Genomic DNA, 21,675 nt, shown 5'->3' with positions numbered 1-21,675 from the left:
ACATGCCGGTTCGAGGCTCAGGTCAGGATTTCGCGGATGATTCTCGAAGGCTCGACACCGGTCAGGCGCTGGTCGAGACCCTGGAATGGGAATGTCAGCTTCCTGTGATCGATGCCAAGCTGGTGCAGAATGGTGGCGTGCAGGTCACGGATCGCGACGGGGTTTTCGACGACGTTGTAGCTGAAGTCGTCTGTCTGGCCGTACATCAGGCCACCCCGGATGCCGCCTCCCGCCAGCCACCCCGAGAAACAGCGCGGGTGATGATCGCGGCCGTAGTCGTCGCGTTCCAGTTTGCCCTGGCAGTAGACCGTGCGACCGAATTCTCCGGCGAACACAATGATCGTGTCGTCCAGCAGGCCTCGCTGCTTCAAATCGGTCAGCAGTGCGGCACACGGCTGGTCGACGTCATAACACTGGCCTCGCAGTTGCTGAGGCAGAATGTTGTGGTGGTCCCAGCCGCGATGAAACACCTGTGTGAACCGAACACCGCGTTCCACCATTCGTCGTGCCAGCAGGCAATTCCGGGAGAACGATCCGTTCTTGTGAATCTCCGGCCCATACATGTCAAGGATATGTTGCGGTTCACCGGAGATGTCGGTCAGCTCGGGAACCGACGCCTGCATGCGAAACGCCATTTCCTGCTGAGCCACGGTGGTCTGGATTTCGGGATCGCCGATTTCCTGGAAGTGCTCGCTGTTGACCTGGCCGAGCGCGTCCAGCATTCGTCGGCGAACGCTGCGATCCACCCCGGCCGGATTTGACAGAAACAAGACCGGATCACCCGACGTCTGAAAGGCGGCTCCCTGATGTTTCGAAGGCAGGAAACCACTGCCCCACAGGCGGCTGTAGAGTGCCTGAACGTTGCGAGTTCCGCCGGTCCAGAATGCCGATGTCAGCACGATGAAGTCCGGCAGGTCGCGATTCATGGAACCGAGCCCGTAGCTGAGCCACGCTCCCATGCTGGCCTTGCCGGGAATCTCCGAGCCCGTGCAGATAAACGTCTTGGCCGGATCATGGTTGATCGCATTCGTGTACAGCGAATTGACAATGCACAGATCGTCGGCGACTTCGGAAAGATGCGGCAGAAGTTCGCTCACCCAGATTCCACTTTCGCCGCTGCGTTTGAAACCGAACATTGACGGAGCGACAAGCTGAGTCTGGCCTCGCGTCATCGCAGTGACTCGCTGCCCCATGCTGACACTTTCCGGCAGCGGCTGCTTGAACAACTTCCCCAGGTCCGGCTTGTAGTCAAACAGATCGACCTGACTGGGAGCCCCCGCCATAAACAGAAAGATGACCTGCTTTGCTTTCGGCGTGAGAGTACTGGCCGAATGCGCGGCGGCAGCGTTCTGAGGCAACAGCGAAGCCAGCGCCGTGACGCCCAGACCCATCCCGGAAGTCTTCAGGAACTGACGTCGGGCCTGAAGCTGGTTGTAAGGATCGCAAATGCTGTACATGGCGGTGGCTTTCGTAGGGAACGGTGATTCCCGGCGTGCGTCCCTGCCTGCCCGTGTCGCGGTCCGGGTCAAACCGGCGGATTTCGCAGGGAAGATTGATGGCTCAAAACGATCGGTCGCCTCGCAGAGACGACGCGCTGCTGAGTTCTTCGTCAAGCATTTCTGAAACGATCACTGTCGAGTCTTCGTGATGTCAAGGTTGTAGATTGAACTGACCAGCATCGTCCACGCGGACAGCCTCGCCTTCGACAAATCGTCAGACAACTCGACGCCGTCACAAAGCTGGTCGGCAAGCTCGGGATGATCGGCATAGATGTCTTCCAGATCCGCGACCATCTTCAGCAGGCGCTGAGACTGATTGGCGCCAGGCAGTTTCGAGGTGATCGTTTCGTAAATCAGGTTCAGTTGTTCTTCGTCACTCGCGGAACCATCCTGCAGCGTCGACCATGCCAGATGGCGAGCGGCATTCAGGAACTGCGGCTCATTCATCAGCAGCAGAGCCTGCAGCGGAGTATTCGTGCGTTCCCGGCGAGCAGTACAGGCTTCCCGCGTCGGAGCGTTCAGAATCGTCATCTGCGGCGGCGGCATCCCGCGCTTCCAAAAGGTGTAAACGCTGCGGCGATAGATTCGGTCACCGGTATCCGCCTCGTAGCTGCGAGGATACGAACTCGGCATGCTGACCTGTTCCCAGAGACCTGCGGGCTGTGGCGGCTTAACGCTCTTCCCGAACAGTTCGTGATTCAACAGACCGCTGGTTGCCAGGATCTGATCGCGAATCACTTCGGAATCCAGCCGGAACCGGGAGCCTCGGGCAAGCAGCCGATTTTCGGCGTCGCGCTGGAATTCCTCCGGCGTCGCTGACGAGGATTGCCGGTAGGTTTCGGACATGACCACGTGCTTCATCAGGGCCTTGACGTCCCAGCCGGATTCGACGAACCAAACGGCCAGATGATCCAGCAGTTCGGGATGACTCGGCCAGCTTCCCTGAGCACCAAAGTCTTCTGAAGTTTTCACGATCCCGACGCCGAACAACTGCTGCCAGAACCGGTTGACGGCGACTCGCGCCGTCAGCGGATGATTTGGCGACAGAAACCACTCGGCCAGATCCATCCGCGACTTGTTTTCGCCGCTGGCAGACATCGGCGGCAGGAACGCGGGTGTGTTGCGTTCGACCTGCTGGCCTGGCTTGTCGTACTGGCCGCGGATCAGGATGTAGGCCGGCCGCGGCTCGGCACGTTCCTTCATGACCATCGCTGCGGGAACGGTCATCAGAAACTCCTCCTGAGCATCCCTGGCTGCCTGTAGTTCCGATTCGGCAGCCTTCAGATCGGCTTCGGCCTGAGAAGAATTCGCCGCCTGGTTCGCGGTGCGCTGCTTCAGCTTCGCGATTTGAGCGTTCAGGTCATCGATCCGTGCGGTGAATTCCGCCAGCTTCGCGTCCTGTTCGGCGGTCGTGATATTGATGTAGGGCGGCTGCAGGCCACGTTTGAAGTCAGTTCCTTCGCGCCCGCCGGTTTCCGGTTCGGCATCGATGTTGTTGAAGAATGCCGACAGTTGATAGAAGTCCTTCATTGTCACCGGATCGTATTTGTGATCGTGGCACACGGCGCACTGGACAGTCAGACCGAAAAAGGCCGTCCCGACGGATTCAACGCGGTCCAGCACGTTGCGATTGAAGCTTTCTTCGGGCAGAGCTGTGCCGCGATCGATAATCAGATGCAGCCGATGAAACCCGGACGCGATCAACTGGTCGCGGGTCGGTTCCGAATAGAGGTCTCCGGCAAGCTGAAACTTCACAAAATCGTCGTAGTGCAGGTTCTGGTTGAATGCGCGAATCACCCAGTCACGATAGGGAGTCAGGTCGCGATAGTGGTCGTGGTGAATGCCATTGGTGTCGGCGAAGCGAACCAGGTCCAGCCAGTACTTGGCCATGTGTTCGCCGTACTGCGGCTTTGCCAGCAGATGGTCAACCAGGCGTTCATACGCGTCGGCGGACTCATCGGCGAGGAACTCCGCGATTTCGTTCCGCGTTGGTGGAAGTCCGGTCAGGTCGAGACTCAGCCGACGAATCAGCGTGCGCCGGTCGACGGTCGGCTTCGGCTGCAGACCTTCTTCTTCCAGCCGATGCATGACCAGGCGATCAATGGGATGTTGGTTCCAGCGATCGTCGCGGACGTCGGGATACTGCGGCACTCGCGGTGGAACAAATGACCAGAAATCGACGTATTCCGCGCCCTGTTCAATCCACCGCCGAATTGTGGTTTTTTCGGCATCGGTCAGCGGTTTCTTGTTGGAATCCGGTGGCGGCATCACGTCTTCGCCGTCCGACGTGATGCGCTGCCACAGGGCACTGTCTTCGATCGATCCGGGCTTGATGGCCTGAGTACCGTCGATCGTTCGATGTGCGCCGTCCGTACCATCGCTGCGGTCGAGCCGCAGATCGGCCTGGCGGTCATGTTCGTTCGGACCGTGACACTGAAAGCACCGATCGGACAGGATCGGACGAACGTCCCGGTTGAAGTTGACCTTTGGCTGTGCGAAACCAGTGATCGGCAGAGCCAGAACGACGACCGCGATACGAGCAATATTCACGTTCACGCTTACCTCGAAAACGAAGTCTCTCAAGTCAGTTCGTACTACGATAACTTAAGCTGTGAAACCACGCCTTTCCAGCGCCGGGTGCGCGCAGCAGCGGGTGCCAGTGAAGTTCTGGCTGGTGATGCACGTGAAGCTGCAGATCTCCGCGTCTGCTTCTATCAACGCGGGAGCTGTGGGAATCCGTGGCGGAGATCCTGATCACTCGGCGGCTGTCGGTTCCGTTGCAATCAACCCGAGTTCTCCGGCGATCGACTGCATGGCGGCGATCACGAATGAAATGTGTTCGTCCAGTTCGACGCCCAGGTCTTCTGCGCCTCGAACGATATCGTCCCGATGAATGGCTGAGGCGAAGGACGGCTGCTTCATTTTCTTGCGAACACTTTTCGGCGTCAGGCCGTCAAGACGGCCGGGACGCACCAGGGCACACGCACTGATGAAACCGCTGAGTTCATCGCAGGCATACAGAGCCTTGTCCATGCGCGAGACTCGCGGACAGTCTTCGAGATAATCAGCATGCGATTTGATGGCATAGATAACGTGTTCGGGATACCCGCGTTCCGCCATGATCGCAGCCCCCTTCAGCGGATGATCGGGAGGATCGGGCCAGCGTTCGTAGTCGAAATCGTGCAGCAGACCGACGGTTCCCCACGTTTCTTCGTCCTCGCCGAACTTCTTCGCGTACGCTCGCATCGCCGCTTCGACAGCAAGCATGTGACGAATCAGGCTGGTGCTTTCCGTGAACTCGTGCAGCAGTGCAAGGTCGTCCTGTCGTGACATGGTTAGTCTCCCGGAAAGATCTGAGACGTCGGGCGAGGATCGACCGCGGGTGGCACGACCCGTCGCAATACTGACCGCGGCAATCGTACGGAGGAGATCATTCGCGCGCAGTGATCCACTACTTGCGTGGTGTTCCGCCGATCGGTTTGCCATTCGTCGTCAGAATCTGAAAGTGATGAGCGGCCTGCGGACCTTCGTAGGTCCAGACAATCTTCCTGTCGGGCGTCACTTCGGTCAGCTTGATGCCTTCTTTGGCGTGGTAACTTGTGATGACTGTGTTGCCGTTGGGCAGCCGCTGAGCTCCGCAGGAATCGTCAAACGGCCTGCGGTCAAAGTCGTCATTGCTGACCATCCAGACCACTTTTCCGGACGGATCGAATTCCACGGTCTTGTTGCCGTGAGTCAGATTCACCAGCAGGTTGCCGTTGTCCAGCAGGATGGCGGTGAATGGCCAGTTCTCGGCGGCACGGCCGCCAAGCTGCTGAAGATCGGTCGCAATTTCGCGCACGACTTCTCCTTCCGGCGTGTATTCCTTCACTTTGAACGCCAGCAGGTGGGGCACGATGTAATTGCCGTTTGGCAGCTTGCGCGCCATTCGAGTCTGCATGTGGCCGTTGTCCGTTTCCGGCAGAAGAGGACAATCGACGACGATGGCTCCGGCGCGGCTGACTTCCATCAGGCGCGGCCGCTTGCCGAGTTCCGTGATCAGTGTGTTACCGTTTTCCAGGCGCTGAGCCGTGCCGATCTCCTGGTTGTCTTTGGACAGGTGATACTCGAAGACCACTTCCTTCGACGGCGTGAACTCCCTGACGACGTCGCCCCAGGCAATCAGCACATTGCCATCCGGCAGCACAAATCCGTCGCGAGCTCCGGCGCGGCCGGAATCCCAGATCTCCCGGCCATCTTCGTCGATGATGCCGGTGAACTGCGGTCCGGCGACGAAAAACGAATGCCGAATGGCATCCGCCGCGGCGGCGGAAACACTCGTGCAGGAAAGCAGAAACAACGCCAAAAAGACAAAGCGTCGCATGGGCACGGCATCCGAATTCTGGTGGTAAGACGAAAGGCGCCGCCGCGGAATTTCCAGCCCGGCGCCGCTGCGGATACCGTAGAGCTTTGTTCGCGGAAATGACAGCGAGTTCCCTGTCGCAGCCGATAATCAGACGCCGCTCCTTGAATCCTTCGGACAGCGACACGACGTCCCGTCGTTCGACAATCCGGATGAGATTCTGCCTGCCGGAAGACCCGAGATGTCGCGGCGTAGTTCCGGGCGCACTGCGGATCGCGCATTCGCAATCGGATTTGCATTCGGTAACCGACCGGCTCGCGCGTTCGAAGTCGTCGGAGTCTTCCGGGCGGCGGATAATCCCTGCATTCGGCAAACGCGGCGGCGGCGTCAGAGATTGCGGGCAATTCCCCGCCTGCGCGACAACAAAAGTCTCCCGGAGCGATTCTTTTGACCGAGATTTGCGCGTGACATACCAGCGCTGCAGGCCTCCAGGCTCAATGAGAGCCGCCGCAGCATGGCACGTCGGGGTGGCGGGCTCGGACCTGGAATCATGAGTTACCCAATTACGGCATCCATCGGAGTGTGGCTGTACCAGGTGCGTACGATCGTACGCGACCAGTTCGTCCACATGCAGCCAACCGACTACGGCATTGGCCTGGTGTTCTGCATCGCCATCGGCTGGGTTCTGCTGAACGGACGCCGCTGAGCCTGCAGACACCGCCGGCAGCGGTCGTCACCCGGCTGTCGTCGTCACCGGCTGTAGTCGTCACTCGGCGGAATGAATCGTCGCTGCCGGCGAACAATGGCGAAACGACCGCGCGCTGTGTGACGTCGCGAGCAACGTCGTTACTCGGCCTGATTGCCGAGCCCGCTTGCGAATGCAATCATCGCCCGGCGTTCGTCGTCGGTCAGCAGCGGCCCGACGACATCGCGCAATTCCAGACTGGTCGCCAGCGAATCCTGAGAAAACGGTTCAACGACGAACCACACGCCAGGGTGCGCGGCAACAAGGCTGCTGACAGCGGAAGCATCTCGCTGGTCGCCGTAAATCACAATCGGTGTCAGCCGCGTGCGAGCGTCTGCCCGCAAATTGCTGACCGTGGGACTCACGGTCCACCGATGCACGTTGCAGTGGATCAGGATCAGCGACGAATTCATCTGACCGGTTGCCGCGTCGAATCCTCGCGCGCCGCTGGTTGCGGCCCGGCTGGAGAAGCCCAGGTCAGCAAGAACGGTCGCGGAATGTCGCGAATCGTCAGGTCGCGAATCGATTGCCACAGCTTCCGGCATCGCGGTTCCGTGGACCGCCGACCTGATGACGTCGCGGTATAGACTTGTTCCCGGAAATCCGCGGCCGCTGTTCTGCACGATAGCGGCAGCGATCAGCCGAATGCGGGGATCTCCCGAAGCGATCGCGTCGCGAAGCAGGTCATTTCGAATTTGCGTGACCGCTGCCTGCACGTCTCCGCGATTGAGCAGGTGGATTGCTGCCGCCGCGTTTTCGGTTCTCAGTGCCGTTTCCAGCGCCTGTGCTGCGGTCACGGAGGACTCGTCGGTCGACGGAACTTCGTCCGCGGCATCATGCAGATTGACATCGTTCGGCCATCGGGCAGGCCAGTTCTCAGTGGCCGCCTTCGAGGCCAGTTTTGCGGCCGCCGCTTCGCTCGATGCCGGCTGGATGGCGATCGCGTCGCCGCCAAGACGCGCAGCCAGTCGCACCAGGTTCGATCCATAGGGCCGTTCCGCGGCGGCAATGTCCGCACCGAACATTTCGCCAAGGCGATTGTCCCGCTCGATGTCGACCGGTTGACGAAAGCGTTTACCGGCCGACTTCAACAGCTCTTCAGTTTCGCGAGCAAGCAACTCCGCGGCCTCGTGCGCCGACTGCGGAGCGGGCATCTGCGACATCAGCCGCTGAACTGCCAGAGCCGCCGCGTCGCGAACTGTGCCGGATTCGGAAGCGAACTGGTATCGCAGCAACGGCAGGGCGATCTCCGGATCAGCCACCGTGGCAAGCCGATTCAGGATCCGGACCTGAGTCGCCTCATCTGCGTTTTCGATCGCGGCCAGCAGGCCGAATCGATATTGGCGAGCGTATTTTGTCAGCAGAGCATCAGCGATTCTGCCCGCATCGGTTGTCGAATCAGCGGCCAGCATGGCGGGAACCGCGCGGTTGCCGGCGGACAGCAGCTTCATGGATGCATCAACGATCTGCGGCTTCGTTCCGCCCAGAACTTCGACCAGTGTCGTCAGCTCTGCGTCGGTTGCGATTCCCTGCCGTGCGGCTTCATTGATCAGACTCAGCAGTTCGCCGGCTTCCGGCTGCATCGTCGAGTCCGCGTTCATCCGCAGAAACGGACCGGTCCCGAACGATTCCCTCAAAGCCATCAACTGATCCGCGGAAGGCGAGCCATCCAGCAGCTTGCGAAGATAACCACGCGACAGGTCAGGACGGTCGACCCCTCGCGCCAGTTCGGCGGCTTTGACCAGCCGCTCCGGAGTGTCCGGGGGAAAGAAAAACAGTTCGTCAGCGGTATCTTCCCCCGACGAATCCTGAGCCAATGCGTGCGACATTCCGCCGGTCAGTAAAATCGCCAGAATCAGAATCGTCACCGCTGGAATTCGCCGCGATGCATTCAAAGGTCGCAGTTGTCCGATGCCGACTTCACGGCGGATGGTGTCTTCAGAAAGCTGCATTGAGTTCACCACTTTTGCGATACGGCGTGAATGCGATTCGGCGCCAATTCTGAATCCGTCCGCCCCGGCGGTTCCGCCGGGAAGGACACTTCGCCAACTATCGTCTGTCACGGAATCCAAACTTCGGTTGGCGTGCGTGCGACATCCATTCGGTTGACTCATAGCCGACGGAGCGGCCCACTGGTCGTCCGGCCTGACAACCACGCGTTCAGCACGGCAAGGCACGGCAGCGGTCGCACCAGAAATCGGTTAGCTGCCATCTTGTCCGGCGGGACGAGCGAAGTCCAGAACGGCCTGCGTCGCGGAATTCCGTTCGCTGTGATTTCATCGCGTTCCAAAAGTGCGATGCGCACGACGCAATCCCGTCGTTTCTGTGATCGACGAACTCCGGCAGCACGCTTGACGTCAACCGGATTGCGCGCGACCAAAGCGAATACACGAACCGGGCCGGTACGCTCGCATCCGGATGTAACGATTCTTCCGGCTGAACGGACGGCGAATCCCGGGATTTCACATCAGCCCGCGGCGGCTGAGTTCGGCGACAACCTGCTGGACAATCACCGAAACCTCCGCCGGGTCGGGCGCCGGCATCGAAGAATCGATCGGACAACCGCCGACCGGCTGATCGGTGAACCCGTGATTCGACAACATGCACTGCAGCTCGCGGCTGAGCGTCGCCAGGTCGGTCTTCTGTTCAGCGGACAGCGGCTGGCGCCCGCGTCCCATTTCGAATCCGCGCAGGTTCACCGCAGCGCGGAAGCCTTCAGGGAACTCGGCCGAATAGATCATCGTGTCGAACAGCCGCACCAGGTCGTACTGAATCGCCCGAGCCGCCTCGATGTTGTGCTGCATCGTCAGGTCGTAAAGTCGGCGAGTCAGTTCCGGAACGACACCGGAGCTGGCATTGGTTCCGCCGTCGCAGCCGACCAGCAGCATCGGCATCAATGCCGCGTCCCAGCCGGTCAGGAAGGCAAAGTCCGGACGGTTGGGCTTCACCGCCTGAATCATGCGGATCATGTGCGGAATTTCGCCGGAGGAATCCTTGATCGCGACAATCCGTTCGCATTCTTCAGACAACCGCTGAATCGTTGGCACATCGATCGGACTGGCGAACATGGGGATGTTGTAGAGCGTGACGTCGATGGGCGTATTGTCGCCGATCTCCTTAAAGTAGGCATACACCGACGCCGGGCTGAGCTTGTAATAGAACGGCGCGACAATCGCGACGGCGCGGATTCCCAGCGACGCATAGTATTCGCAGGCGGACAGTGTTTCCCGGACGTTGGCTTCGGCGGCACCCGCCAGAATCGGAACACGGCCCTTCGTCTGGTCGGCGATCACAGCGACAATGCGGCGGCGTTCTTCCGGAGTAAACCGGGTGAATTCTCCGGTCGATCCGTTCGGATACAGACCGTGGACACCGCGTTCGATGAGCCAGTCGACGTACCGCCGCAGTTCGTCTTCGTTGACGTTTCCGCGAGAATCGTATGGCACCAGGTTCGGAGTAAAGATGCCGGCAAGACGTGTTTGAGTCATGGGAAACTAGGGTTTGTCAATTGTGATTTGAGTGTCGCCCGCGAGTTCCGCTTCAGGCCGCTGTCCGAGAAATACGACGACTCCGACGCATGCCAGACAGCCCGCCGGCAGACAGATCCACCACGGAACTCCCAGGCCGATCGGCAGGTAACCGAGCAGCAGCGAACAAATCGCCGTCAGCATCGCGTAGGGAATCTGCGTGGAAACGTGCTGCAGATGATCGCATCCGGCAGCGGCGGAAGAAAGAACCGTTGTGTCAGAAATCGGCGAACAATGGTCGCCGAAGATGGCTCCGGCGAGAATCGCGCCCACGGTACTGAGAAACAGCGGGTCGCTGACCAGTTCTTCGGCTGGAGAAGAACCCGCCATCAGATTCAGTGCGAGCGGAATAAACATCGGCACCAGCAGCGCCATCGTCGTAAACGAACTGCCGATGGAAACCGCAATCGCACCGGAGGACACAAACGCGATCGATGGCAGCAACTCCGGACGAACCGAATCGCCGATCAGCGAGATAATGAAGCCGGCGGTGTCCAGCTTGTCGGGCCGGCAGACGTCCGACACCGCCCACGCCAGCACCAGCACGATGATCGCAGGAATCATCGATGCCACACCATTCGTCCAGCTTCGCGAACATTCCTGAAACGGCAGCCGCCGGCTGAACAGTGGCAGCACGAACGCGGTCGTCGACGCCGCCAGCGACGCAATCAGCAACAGTCGATACGCATCCTGGCCCTGGAAATATCCGACAACGACCAGCGAGACCAGCACGACAACCGGAATAACGGCATGCCACAGACTTCCGTCGGGCGCTGATGTGTCCGGAGTTCGGCCGGACCCGGTGTGGGGACTTCGTTCCGCCTTCAGCATCGGCCCGAAGTCACGGCCGGTATACGCGATGGCTCCGACCGCCGCGATCGCAATCAGCGGATACAGACGAAACGGGATCGTCGCAAAGAAGATGCGTCCGGGGTCTGCCTTCACCGCGGCCGACGAAAGACCTGCGGCCACTTGATCGATTTCAAACGCTGTCCATGTCGACAATGCCAGACCCGCAACGGGAGCCGCCGTCGAATCGATCAGAAACGCCAGCTTGGCTCGCGAGATCTTCAACCGGTCACTCAGCGGACGCATCGCGCCACCGATCAGCAGCGTGTTGGCGTAATCGTCAAAAAACACCACCAGACCAAGCACCCACGTCAGCAGCATTCCCTTTTCTCGAGTATTCGCGTACCGCATCAGCCGATCGACCACGGCTTTCGTACCGCCGCTGTCATTCATCAGCCCGATCATGGCTCCCAGCAGCACCGTAAACAGAATCACTGAAGCGTGGTCAGCGTCGGCCACCTGGTCGACCATCACCTGACAGAACAAATTCGTCGCACCGATGAATTCGACGCCGCGACAGAACAACAGACAGCCGCCGAACGTGGCCAGAATCAGCGACGATGTCACGTCCTTCAGGATGATCGCCAGGCCGATCGCCAGCAGCGGCGGGAGGATCCGCAGCCATGCCGGCATGTTCTGAATATTGATTCGCCAGCGGCTGGTCCCGTATTCGATCCGCAGCCCGGTGGGATCAATGGAGATCTGCCCGGTACTGAGGTCCGCAGGAGTCAGGGTCAGCACACCGTTAACGAAGTCGCGCCGGACAGTCAGCGGTTCAAAATCCGCATCCGGCGGAGCGTCCGGCGGTCGAACCAGCAGTCCTGATACGGTCACGGACTCGTTGAATTCGTTCATCACCGCGCCGCCCGCGCGAACCGCATGCACAATGATCCTGGGAAAAGCAGCCCCGGCCGGTAGTGATCGCGGTTCCTGAAGCGAAAGGCGCAGCGGCTTCAGTTCGGCGGGCGTCGCAAGACCACCGGCGTTCTCCGGGAAATCCTGCGCGATCAGTGGTTGCGCCGGACACGTGAAACTCAGCAGCACGAAGACGACAGCGGAAATGACGGCCGCACCGCGAGCCGGGCGGAGAGCGGCCATCTACTTGTTTCCGATCGCGTACAGAGTTTCCCTGCGCCGAGCGCCGTTGCCGGTGGCATGACGCAGATAGATGACGCTGTCCACTACCGTCGGCGTCGCAAAGGACTCGCTGCCAAGCTGGTTTCGGGCGACCGCTTCGTACTTCTGAGGATTCGCTTTGAAGACGAATGTCGTGCCGCCTTCATTGGACGCGTAGATCGTGTCGCCAACCAGCACAGGAGACGCGGAGACGGGGCCGCGCAGGCGAGTTCGCCACATTTCGTCGCCGGTTTTCGCGTTCCAGCAATACGTCACGCCTTCGTCGTTGAACGCGTACAGATAGCCGTCACGGACCACCATCGATTGTTCATAACACTTGATGTTGTTCTTCCAGATGATCCGGCCGGAACCATCGGCCTGCACAGCCACTGTTTCCGCCTTCGGATAGCCACCACTGGCGAACACGACACCGTCTTCGAACGTAACCGTCCCGGCGGTCGCGATTGTCAGGCACGGAGTACTCCACAACGGCGTCCCCGTTTTCGGATCATACGACGCCAGCATTTCGCAGCCACCGAGGAACAGTTGCTCCCGGCCGTCCATGTCAGCGACAATCGGCGATGACCAGTTAAGCATCCGCGGACGTTCCTGCTGCCATCGCAGCCTGCCGGACTTCGTGTCGAGAGCCTTGACCCAGGCGATCGTGTCGCAGTCGCCGGCGATGATTACCGTATCGCCATACGCCGTCGGAGAAGCCGCATATCCGTACTCATACTGCCGGGGAGCAAAGCCGCCGACATCCTGCTTCCAGACGATCTGCCCGTCATGATCCACGGCAACGGCTTCCACCTTGTTGTGATGAAAGAAGGTTGCGAAGAACAGGCGGCCGTCACTGGCCACGGTTGACGACGCGTGAGTGTTCTTGCCGTGGATCGACGGAAAACCTCCCTGGCTGACGACGGTCAGCCACCGCTGCTTTCCCGTTGCCCGATCAAACCCGATGACCGCCTGCTGCTGCGCCTGTTCATCAGCACTTGTCAGCACGATCAGATCGCCGACGACGGTGGGTGAGGAATGCCCGCGGCCGGCGACGTCGGATCGCCACAGTACGTTCTTTGTGTCGCTCCATTCGACGGGAACATCCTGTCCGGCATCGGCAATGTTGTTGTGGTTCGGCCCCCGCCATTGAGCCCAGTCGGCGGCGTCAACTGTCGGAACCGACGGCAGGGCCGACATCACCGTCATGGCAGTTACGAATCGAATGGCTGACATGGCGATCTTCTCCGGAATATCGGCAGCAAGTCTGAAACGGCAGCAGGAAGCCGAAAGTGTCGTCGACGGCCAACCGCCGTCAAGTTACAGCGTGGTCGTCGAAGCAGTGACGGCTCCGGCGCCGTCACTCCGGACCCCGCGGCATCGGCGGGATTTGCCAGGAACGCGGAGCCGATTCTTTCCTGGGTTTCCGAAAGTCGATCGGCCGGCATTCCGGGACCTTGGAATTGCCCTGGCCTCTGCCAGAATTGCCTGCATGGGGCGTCGCTTCAGACTGCATGTCAATAGGCATGTCCAGAAGAGAAATCCGCAATCCGAAGCAATTCAGAAACCGGTCGTTTTCCGGTCAAAGGTCGCTCAGGATTGGGTTTGTTTTATTTGGCGGCCCTGTCAGAATGCCAGCGCTCTACCGTTGCCCCTGCTTTTTTGACGTAAATTGATAACTCTCCGGAGCAATCCCTGATGTCCGCCGTTGATACTCCCGCACCGCCGCAAGGCCGCCGTCACGAATCTGTGGATACTGTGGTGATTCGGTTTTGCGGCGACAGCGGTGACGGAATGCAGTTGGCAGGAACTCAATTCACCAACGTTTCCGCGGTGTTCGGCAACGACGTCAGCACTCTTCCTGACTTCCCCGCCGAAATTCGGGCTCCCGTCGGAACGATTGCCGGAGTCAGCGGGTTTCAGATCTGCTTTTCCAGCCACGACATCTTCACGCCGGGCGACGAAGTCGACACGCTGGTCGCCATGAATCCGGCGGCCCTGAAGGCGAATATCGCTGACCTGAAACGCGGGGGCACGCTGATTCTGAACGAAGACGCGTTTGAAAAGTCCAACCTGCACAAGGCGGGCTACGATAAGAATCCGCTCAATGACCCCGATCAGCTGGCCGCGTATCGGGTTCACAAGGTTCCCATGACCCGCCTGACCCGCGATTCCGTTGAAGGACTCGGACTGTCCCAGCGGGAGGCCGATCGGTGCAAGAATTTCTTCGCTCTGGGACTGGTCTACTGGCTGTACGACCGGGATCCGAAGCCAACAGAAGACTGGGTCAAAAAGAAATTTTCCAAACTGCCAAACGTTGCCGAAGCCAACCTGCGTGCGCTGAAGGGCGGGTCGAACTACGGGTATTCCACAGAACAGTTCACCGTTCACTACGAGGTTCCTCCGGCAAAGCTGGCACCCGGCAAGTATCGCAAGATTACCGGTAACGAAGCCCTGGCAATGGGGATGGCAACGGCCGCCAGACTGTCCAATCTGGACCTGGTGTTTTCCGGATACCCGATTACTCCCGCCAGCGACATTCTTCATGAACTGTCACGACTGAAGCACTTTGGAGCCACAACGTTTCAGGCGGAAGATGAAATCGCCGCGATGGCCGCCACGTGCGGCGCCGCGTTTGGCGGCGCCCTGGCAGTGACCGCCAGCAGCGGTCCCGGAATCTGCCTGAAGGGCGAAGCCATGGGGCTCGGAATGATCACCGAACTGCCGATGGTCGTCATCAACGTGCAGCGCGGCGGACCCAGTACCGGTCTGCCAACCAAGACAGAACAATCCGACCTGCTGCTGGTCATGTTTGGCCGCAACGGAGAATCGCCGCTGCCGATCATTGCCGCGCAGACTCCGGGAGACTGCTTCTGGGCCATCCAGGAAGCCCTGCGTCTGGCCGTTGAGTTCATGACTCCGGTAATCCTGCTTTCCGACGGCTACATCGCAAACGGTGCCGAGCCATGGAAGGTACCTGCCGTCAGCGACATCAGTCCCATCATCGCCAATCTCGCAACGGAACCGAACCGAGGTGATGAATTCATGCCGTACCTGCGAGATTCACGGCTGGTACGGCCATGGGCGGCGCCCGGAACTCCGGAACTGGAACACCGCGTCGGCGGTCTGGAAAAAGCGGACACCACCGGCAACGTGGAATACAGTCCCCAGAACCATCAGCACATGTCCGACACTCGCGCCCGCAAGGTCGCCAACATGGCACAGTTCATTCCCGAACAGGAAGTGGATGGCCCGGACAGCGGCGACCTGCTCGTCCTGAGCTGGGGCGGGACGTACGGAACGGTCCGAACAGCCGTCCGTGAATGTCAGAAGAAAGGGCTGTCCGTGGCCCACGCTCATTTGCGGTACATGAATCCCTTCCCGAGAAATCTGGAGAAGATCATCCGCAGCTATAAAAAAGTCCTGATTCCCGAGCTGAATCTGGGACAGTTGTCGATACTCATTCGTAGCCGGTTTCTGGTGGACGCGATCGGTCTGAACAAGATTCAGGGAAAACCGTTCAAAATCGGCGAAGTCGTGACGAAAATCCAGGAGGTGCTGGGCTGATCTCGTGTGTTGACGTCCGGTCGTCGTACAAGCGGGGCACATTAAGCACCAGCGGAACGACGAACAATCGCCTCATGGCACGTCTTCAGCGCCCTGCGAACACTGACGTCCGCAAGTCGGGGCTGGCCGTGAACCGGACATGCGGTTCCCCGAAAAAGTCGTCCGACGGGTATGCAAGTTGCTGATCCCGGAGCAGAGATTGACTCAGGAATCACCGGCCATTTTCTCCCCACACCTTTTCCTCCACAGGTTCTTCAAACAACAGGATTCAGAAAGAGATGTCCACTCTGCTGCCTCAGCTTTCCGCCAGGGACTTTGCGAGCGACCAGGAAGTACGCTGGTGCCCGCGATGCGGCGACTATTCCATCCTGGCGCAAATGAAGAAGGTGCTGCCGGAACTCGGCATCCCGCGGGAAAAATTCTGCTTTGTCTCCGGAATCGGGTGTTCCAGCCGGTTTCCGTACTACATGAATACTTACGGATTCCACAGCATTCACGGTCGCGCGCCGGCAGTTGCCGCAGGCGTGAAACTGGCGAATCCGGAGATGAACGTCTGGGTTATCACCGGCGACGGCGACGCATTATCGATCGGCGGCAACCACCTGATGCACGCAATTCGCCGCAACATCGATCTGAACATCATCCTGTTCAACAATCAGATCTATGGCCTGACCAAGGGCCAGTACTCACCCACCAGCCCGCTTGGATCAAAAACCAAGAGTACTCCGTTTGGCTCCGTCGACAATCCGCTGAACCCGCTGTCTGTCGCCATCGGCTGCGAAGGCACGTTTGTCGCCCGATCCGTTGACGTCGATATCAAACATTTGACAGAAGTCCTGCATCGTGCCGCCCTGCATAAGGGCACGTCATTCGTGGAAGTCTACCAGGACTGCAACGTGTTCAATTCCGGCGCGTTTCTGTACGCGTCGAAGAAGGGCGAAAAGGAAGACAATGTCGTCTACCTCGAACACGGCAAGCCTTTGATCTTCGGCAGGAACCGGGAGAAGGGAATTCGACTGAACGCTCACGGCAAAGCCGAAGTCGTCGAACTCAGCAGCGGCATCTCCGAGGACGACCTGCTGTTCCACGATGAAAAAGCGGAAGACCCCAGTCTGGCGTTCCTGCTGGCTCAGATGCGGCGCCCCTATTTCCCGGAACCGTTGGGCGTCCTTCGCAACGTGTCACGCCCGATCTACGACGAACAGGTCCGCGATCAGGTCGCCGCCGCCCGCGAAAAGAACGGTGACGGTGATCTGGAAAAACTGTTCAACAGCGGCGACACCTGGGTCGTGAAATAAGCCAGACCCGCTCGCGCGTCGGTCCGTTCGTCGGCGCGATTTCGGCTGGGCGAGAGATCGACGCTGTTTCGTGCATGTCAGGTCACAACGTGCCTGGGCTTGGTATCAGCGAGCGAGATCGGATCGTCCATGAGCGCGTTTGTTCTTCATATTGCCAGCGGGCAGGTCTTCTTTACGGGAGTCGCGCTGCTGCTGTCCGGATTGTGGCTGACCCGTCGAATCCAGCGAAGATCAGGGCAGCGTCTGTCGGCACTTCTGCTTTTTCTCGGGCTGGTCGGCGTCGCGATTTCTTCCACGCCATTTCCATTGCCATTCTGGATCGTCGGTTCGCTGCTGGTGATCCTGGCATCGCGTCAGAAATTCCGCGTCAGGCGTCGGTGGCTGATGCCCGCGACAATTGGATTCTGGCTGCTCGCGGCCGGCTACGAGGCGACCTGGCAACGGACTCCGCACCTCCCGCGCGACATCGCTGCGAAAGAGTTGCCTGTGGTAGTGCTTGCCGATTCGGTAACCGCCGGACTCGGCGAAGGCGAAGCTGTGACATGGCCGAAACAGATTCAGGAAACCTCGAAGTTGACGGTGATCGATCTGTCACACGTTGGCGAAACTGTTGCCTCAGCGCTGCGGCGAGCCCGCGACGCCGAAATCCCTGACGAAGCCGTTGTGGTTCTGGAACTCGGAGGCAATGACATTCTGGGAAGCACGCCCGTCGACCGATTCGAAGAAGACCTTGATGCCCTGCTGACGTTCATTTCACGACCGGGACGCTGCGTCTTTCTGATGGAATTGCCGCTGCCACCGTTCTGCAACAAATGGGGAATCGTCCAGCGACGGCTGGCGAAACGGCACAACGTGAAGTTGATCCCGAAGCACCGCTTCGCTGCCGTCTTCGCCGGAAAGACCTCCACGCTGGATTCCATCCATCTGTCACAGGAAGGGCACGACCGGATGGCGGCGATTGTGCGGGAGGTGCTTCTGCTGCATAGCAATCCGTAGTACGAAGCGGCTCGCGTTCCCGGATCACCGCAGATCAAAGCACGCCATTTCGTAGGCGTCGCGAATATACAGGCGACCGCGATTCACCACCGGCACGTTCCACGCCTTGACGATCAAGCCGTCCTGACGATTGCTCAGGGCCGCGAATCGTGAGATTTCCCGATAGCCGTCCGGTTCGGCGGCCACGGCAGCCACGTAGCCGGCTTCCGCCTGCACAATCAGGACATTGTCCCACAACAACACCTGTCCGTATCGGTATCGACCGCCCTTCCAGATGCGTTCGCCCGTTGAGGCTTCAAGGCAGGACAGGATTCCGTCGTCCAGCCCGTAGATGTAGCCGTTCCGGGAAACCGCTTCGTTGAACTTCAGCTTCAGGTTTCGATTCATCGGCCAGACTTCCTGTGGCACGCCGTTCTCAATCGCCGTCGGATCGATCAATACACAGCCGCCGTCGTAACCGTTGCTGAGGAAGATCCGGTTGTCAAACCGGATCGGCTGTGCGACGTTGATGTGATACATGTTGACGAACGGATAGTTCCACAATTCCTCACCCGAGTGAGGATCGCGGCCCTGAAGTCCTTCGCCGTGGAAGATCAGCAGTTGTGCCTTTCCGGAAATCTGTTCAATTCGCGGAGCGGCATAGCCGGCAATGTGCTTTCCGGCGGCCCAGACGATTGCACCGCTGGCGCGATCGTACGCGATCACGGCCTTGTCCTGCTGACCGCCGGCGTCGACGAGTACCAGATTCTCAAACAGCAGCGGAGACCCGGACATCGCCCAGTCGAGCATCCTCGCGCTGGCATCATCCAGAATGTTTCGCTGCCAGATGGACTCACCGGTCACCGGATTCAGGCAGTTCAGAATTCCCGTAGCCCCGAGCGCGAACAGTGCGTCATCAGCCACCGTCGGAGTCGCCCGCGGACCGATGCCGCCCATGGCCGTGTCAAATCGAGCGCTGTCTTCGTGTCGCCACAGTTCCACACCGGTGTCCGCGTCATAACACGTGACGCATTCCTGCGGCCCGCGCTGTTCCTGAGTAAACAGCCGTGATCCGACAATCGCGAACGACGACCAGGCTTCGCCGACGGGATGCCGCCACACTTCCTGCGGCGGAATGGAATCCCAGTCAAAGTCCGGTTTTGGTTCCGAAACCAATCGAGCGCCCGCGAAGCCGCAATACCGGGGCCAGTCGTCCGCCGTGATCTGAAACTGTGTGTCTTCACTGGCCGACGCAACGGTGGCTGCGGGAGCGTTTTGCTGCAGCCATTCGGCCGTCCGTTCTTCAGCGGACGGTTCCCACCGCCAGTGAAACCGCGGCACCATATCGCCGGTGAATTCCAGCCTTCTGACGCTGGCAGACACGACTCCGCCGATGACCGCAAGGACACCGATCAACCCCAGTAGCTTCGTCCGCAATGACGCACGCGACGCAAAACACCACCATCCCAGCAGCGCCACGAAAGTCAGGCCGACGCAGCGGTAGATGTTGATCACCAGAGAAGTTCGATCGGCGACCAGCACAGAAGAAGAAATGATCCCGCCGGCGCACAGCAGCAGAATCAGGAACGCGGGCTTCCATCTTAAACCGCGGCGGTGACTGGTGGCGGTTGGGGACGAAGGGGCGGTGGCAATTTGATTTTCGTCGGACATCAGCAAAGAAACCTCCTGCGCGGCAGCATGCCGGACGACGGGTCGCAGCACGGTCATGGTAAGGCAGACAGACCAGGGAGTGCTAATCCGGTCACTCATCCGGCGCTTTTCTCAACCCGAATTGCCGATGTTCACTGTTCGTTCAAACGGCCAGTCTCTTACTGACTTGCCGCTCACCGCGACTTCTTTGGTTCCTTTCGAATTGTCGTCCCGGCAGGTCTTGAACTTCCCTCCGGATAGATATACTCCGACCGCAGTGGGCCTGTTCCAAATTCACTACGGGAGGTAAGAGAATGCTGGGCGAGTTTAAGAAGTTCATCCTCAAGGGCAACGTGGTTGACCTTGCGACAGGCGTCATCATCGGGGCCGCGTTTGCAAAGATCGTCGATGGCTTCACAAAGGGCATTGTTCAGCCTCTGCTGAACATGATGGGCGGCGATCCGAATGTGGCATTATCTATCGGTCCGTTCGATGTCGGCGTCGTCATCAACGCCATTATCAGTTTTCTGATCACGGCTGCGGTGATCTTTTTTCTGATCGTGAAGCCGGCAAACGCACTGATGGCCATGACGAAGGAAAAGGAAGCCGCCGCTCCGCCGCCGGCGCCAACTGTCGACCAGGTTTTGCTGACGGAAATTCGTGATCTGCTGGCAGCGAAGTGACAGATCCTGCGAAGCTCTGCTTGACGTGAATCGCTCTGGTTTGCCCGAACGATTCCGACCATTCGCCATCCGACGGCACACCGGAAATTGCAGCGATCGCCGCCGGATTCACACTGGCGGCTTTCCGATTCCGCAGTCGCAGGGACTCGGAACGGACTGGTTCGCAACCATTGGCATCCAGGCTGGTGTGTCGCTTCGCCAGCGGGTCGCTTGTCGTGGATTGCTGCACTATCCAGCGCTGATTTGCACAGCGATTGACGACGCGGCTTTCCCGGACAATCCTCAGCGAGGTGTCGTCACAACCAGATTGTCGCGGTGGATGACTTCGCCATAGGGAACGTGTCCGAGAACGCTGCCGATATTCGCCGATTTCTGTCCCGCGATCCTGCGAATCTCCGTGGCGGAATAGTTTGCCAGTCCCCGCGCGATCGATTCGCCGGAGACATTCACCAGTTCCACGGAGGCTCCCTGATCGAAATCGCCGCGCACTTCGCGGACACCGACGGCCAGAAGTGACCGCCCCTGCTGACAAACGGCCCGGCAGGCGCCGTCATCCAGGACCAGAACTCCCTGCGGCTGAGCCGTATAGCCGATCCACTTTTTCCACGCCGGAACAATGCCGCCGGACGCCAGAAACAGAGTTCCGGTTTCGAGTCCTTCGCGAATTTCGTCAAGAACATGCGGACGCTTGCCGCCGGCAAGCAATACGCTTTCGCCGGTTCGCGTCGCGCTCAGGATGGCCTTGAGTTTCGACGCCATCCCGCCGCGACCGCGACTGCTTTGTTCGTTCGCAACCAGCTTCAGCAATTCGTCTTCCGGCTGTTTGATCAGCGGAATGACGGTGCTGGCGGGATTCGATGGCGGGCCGTCGTAAAGCCCGTCGACTCCCGACAGAATAATCAGCAGCGGGCCCGGCACCAGAGTGGCGATCATCGCCGCCAGTTGATCGTTGTCGCCCAGCGCGATTTCTTCGATGCTGACGGTATCGTTTTCGTTGACGACCGGAACAACCCCGAATCCGACCAGCGTCCGCAGCGTATTTCGGATATTCAGATACCGGCGGCGATTCCGAAAGTCATTCACCGTGACCAGAATCTGCCCGACATGGTGACCGGTGCGGATCAGGCTTTCATCCCAGGCTTTAATCAGGTGAGCCTGCCCGACGGCAGCGGCGGCCTGCAGTTCTGAAAGTGACTCCGGTCGGCGTTTGAGTCCCAGAATACCGACTCCCGCCGCAACGGCGCCGCTGGACACAAGCACCACCTTGCGACCGGTCGCCAGCAGCCGGTCAATCTGATCCGCCAGATGCTGGATCCGGTCCCGATCCAGCCGATCATCGTCGCGCGCCAGGACGTTGGACCCGATTTTCACGATCAGCGTCTGCGCGGCCTGAAAGACTTCCTGACGAACGATGTTCTGCATGAATG

At 59.6% G+C, this 21,675-nt stretch carries 15 protein-coding genes; 5 read left to right on the top strand and 10 right to left on the bottom strand.

Annotation, left to right across the window (positions count from 1 at the left end; all coding sequences use genetic code 11):
* Positions 1 to 17: 17 nt before the first annotated feature.
* From R3C19_05925 to R3C19_05910, 4 genes are all read right to left on the bottom strand, one after another.
* Positions 18 to 1,457 (bottom strand): DUF1501 domain-containing protein, encoded by a 1,440-nt coding sequence (locus R3C19_05925; GenBank protein MEZ6059881.1) that lies wholly within the window; start codon positions 1,455 to 1,457, stop codon positions 18 to 20.
* A gap of 171 nt (positions 1,458 to 1,628) precedes the next feature.
* The gene (locus R3C19_05920) at positions 1,629 to 4,049 is read right to left on the bottom strand and encodes a DUF1553 domain-containing protein (GenBank protein MEZ6059880.1); all 2,421 of its coding nucleotides are present in this window, start codon (positions 4,047 to 4,049) and stop codon (positions 1,629 to 1,631) included.
* 204 nt (positions 4,050 to 4,253) lie between these two features.
* A complete protein-coding gene (locus R3C19_05915) occupies positions 4,254 to 4,832 on the bottom strand; it encodes an HDIG domain-containing protein (protein ID MEZ6059879.1) in 579 nt (192 codons plus the stop codon).
* 118 nt (positions 4,833 to 4,950) lie between these two features.
* A complete protein-coding gene (locus R3C19_05910) occupies positions 4,951 to 5,862 on the bottom strand; it encodes a hypothetical protein (GenBank protein MEZ6059878.1) in 912 nt (303 codons plus the stop codon).
* Between the two features lie 529 nt (positions 5,863 to 6,391).
* On the opposite strand from R3C19_05910, the gene R3C19_05905 reads away from it, so the two are divergent.
* Positions 6,392 to 6,547 carry a hypothetical protein gene (locus R3C19_05905; protein ID MEZ6059877.1) on the top strand — a complete coding sequence of 52 codons (156 nt, stop codon included), beginning with the start codon at positions 6,392 to 6,394 and terminating at the stop codon, positions 6,545 to 6,547.
* A 140-nt stretch (positions 6,548 to 6,687) separates the two neighbouring features.
* Here the strand turns inward: R3C19_05905 and R3C19_05900 are convergent, their stop codons facing one another.
* The 4 genes from R3C19_05900 to R3C19_05885 form a co-directional block, all read right to left on the bottom strand.
* Positions 6,688 to 8,649 carry a hypothetical protein gene (locus tag R3C19_05900; GenBank protein MEZ6059876.1) on the bottom strand — a complete coding sequence of 654 codons (1,962 nt, stop codon included), beginning with the start codon at positions 8,647 to 8,649 and terminating at the stop codon, positions 6,688 to 6,690.
* 399 nt (positions 8,650 to 9,048) lie between these two features.
* On the bottom strand, positions 9,049 to 10,074 hold the full coding sequence (locus tag R3C19_05895) for a dihydrodipicolinate synthase family protein (GenBank protein MEZ6059875.1): 1,026 nt from the start codon (positions 10,072 to 10,074) through the stop codon (positions 9,049 to 9,051).
* Positions 10,075 to 10,080: 6 nt separating this feature from the next.
* Complete coding sequence (locus R3C19_05890; GenBank protein ID MEZ6059874.1) at positions 10,081 to 12,060, bottom strand: Na+/H+ antiporter NhaC family protein; 1,980 nt, start codon at positions 12,058 to 12,060, stop codon at positions 10,081 to 10,083.
* Positions 12,061 to 13,311 carry a PQQ-binding-like beta-propeller repeat protein gene (locus R3C19_05885; protein ID MEZ6059873.1) on the bottom strand — a complete coding sequence of 417 codons (1,251 nt, stop codon included), beginning with the start codon at positions 13,309 to 13,311 and terminating at the stop codon, positions 12,061 to 12,063.
* 462 nt (positions 13,312 to 13,773) lie between these two features.
* Between R3C19_05885 and R3C19_05880 the strand changes: the two genes are divergently transcribed.
* From R3C19_05880 to R3C19_05870, 3 genes are all read left to right on the top strand, one after another.
* On the top strand, positions 13,774 to 15,642 hold the full coding sequence (locus R3C19_05880; GenBank protein ID MEZ6059872.1) for a 2-oxoacid:acceptor oxidoreductase subunit alpha: 1,869 nt from the start codon (positions 13,774 to 13,776) through the stop codon (positions 15,640 to 15,642).
* A 278-nt stretch (positions 15,643 to 15,920) separates the two neighbouring features.
* Entirely contained in the window at positions 15,921 to 16,940 is a 1,020-nt protein-coding gene (locus R3C19_05875) for a 2-oxoacid:ferredoxin oxidoreductase subunit beta (GenBank protein ID MEZ6059871.1), read from the top strand.
* A gap of 129 nt (positions 16,941 to 17,069) precedes the next feature.
* Complete coding sequence (locus tag R3C19_05870) at positions 17,070 to 17,936, top strand: GDSL-type esterase/lipase family protein (GenBank protein ID MEZ6059870.1); 867 nt, start codon at positions 17,070 to 17,072, stop codon at positions 17,934 to 17,936.
* A gap of 24 nt (positions 17,937 to 17,960) precedes the next feature.
* On the opposite strand, the gene R3C19_05865 is transcribed toward R3C19_05870, so the two are convergent.
* A complete protein-coding gene (locus tag R3C19_05865; GenBank protein ID MEZ6059869.1) occupies positions 17,961 to 19,586 on the bottom strand; it encodes a PQQ-binding-like beta-propeller repeat protein in 1,626 nt (541 codons plus the stop codon).
* A gap of 293 nt (positions 19,587 to 19,879) precedes the next feature.
* On the opposite strand from R3C19_05865, the gene mscL reads away from it, so the two are divergent.
* The gene (gene mscL, locus R3C19_05860; protein ID MEZ6059868.1) at positions 19,880 to 20,248 is read left to right on the top strand and encodes a large conductance mechanosensitive channel protein MscL; all 369 of its coding nucleotides are present in this window, start codon (positions 19,880 to 19,882) and stop codon (positions 20,246 to 20,248) included.
* A gap of 282 nt (positions 20,249 to 20,530) precedes the next feature.
* Here mscL and proB read toward each other — a convergent pair whose 3' ends face one another.
* Positions 20,531 to 21,670: a glutamate 5-kinase gene (gene proB / locus R3C19_05855; GenBank protein MEZ6059867.1), complete on the bottom strand. Its 1,140-nt coding sequence runs from the start codon at positions 21,668 to 21,670 to the stop codon at positions 20,531 to 20,533.
* Positions 21,671 to 21,675 lie beyond the last annotated feature (5 nt).

This window comes from Planctomycetaceae bacterium, assembly GCA_041398785.1.
Classification (GTDB): Bacteria; Planctomycetota; Planctomycetia; order Planctomycetales; family Planctomycetaceae; genus JAWKUA01.
This window is presented reverse-complemented; position numbering and strand designations above follow the sequence as displayed.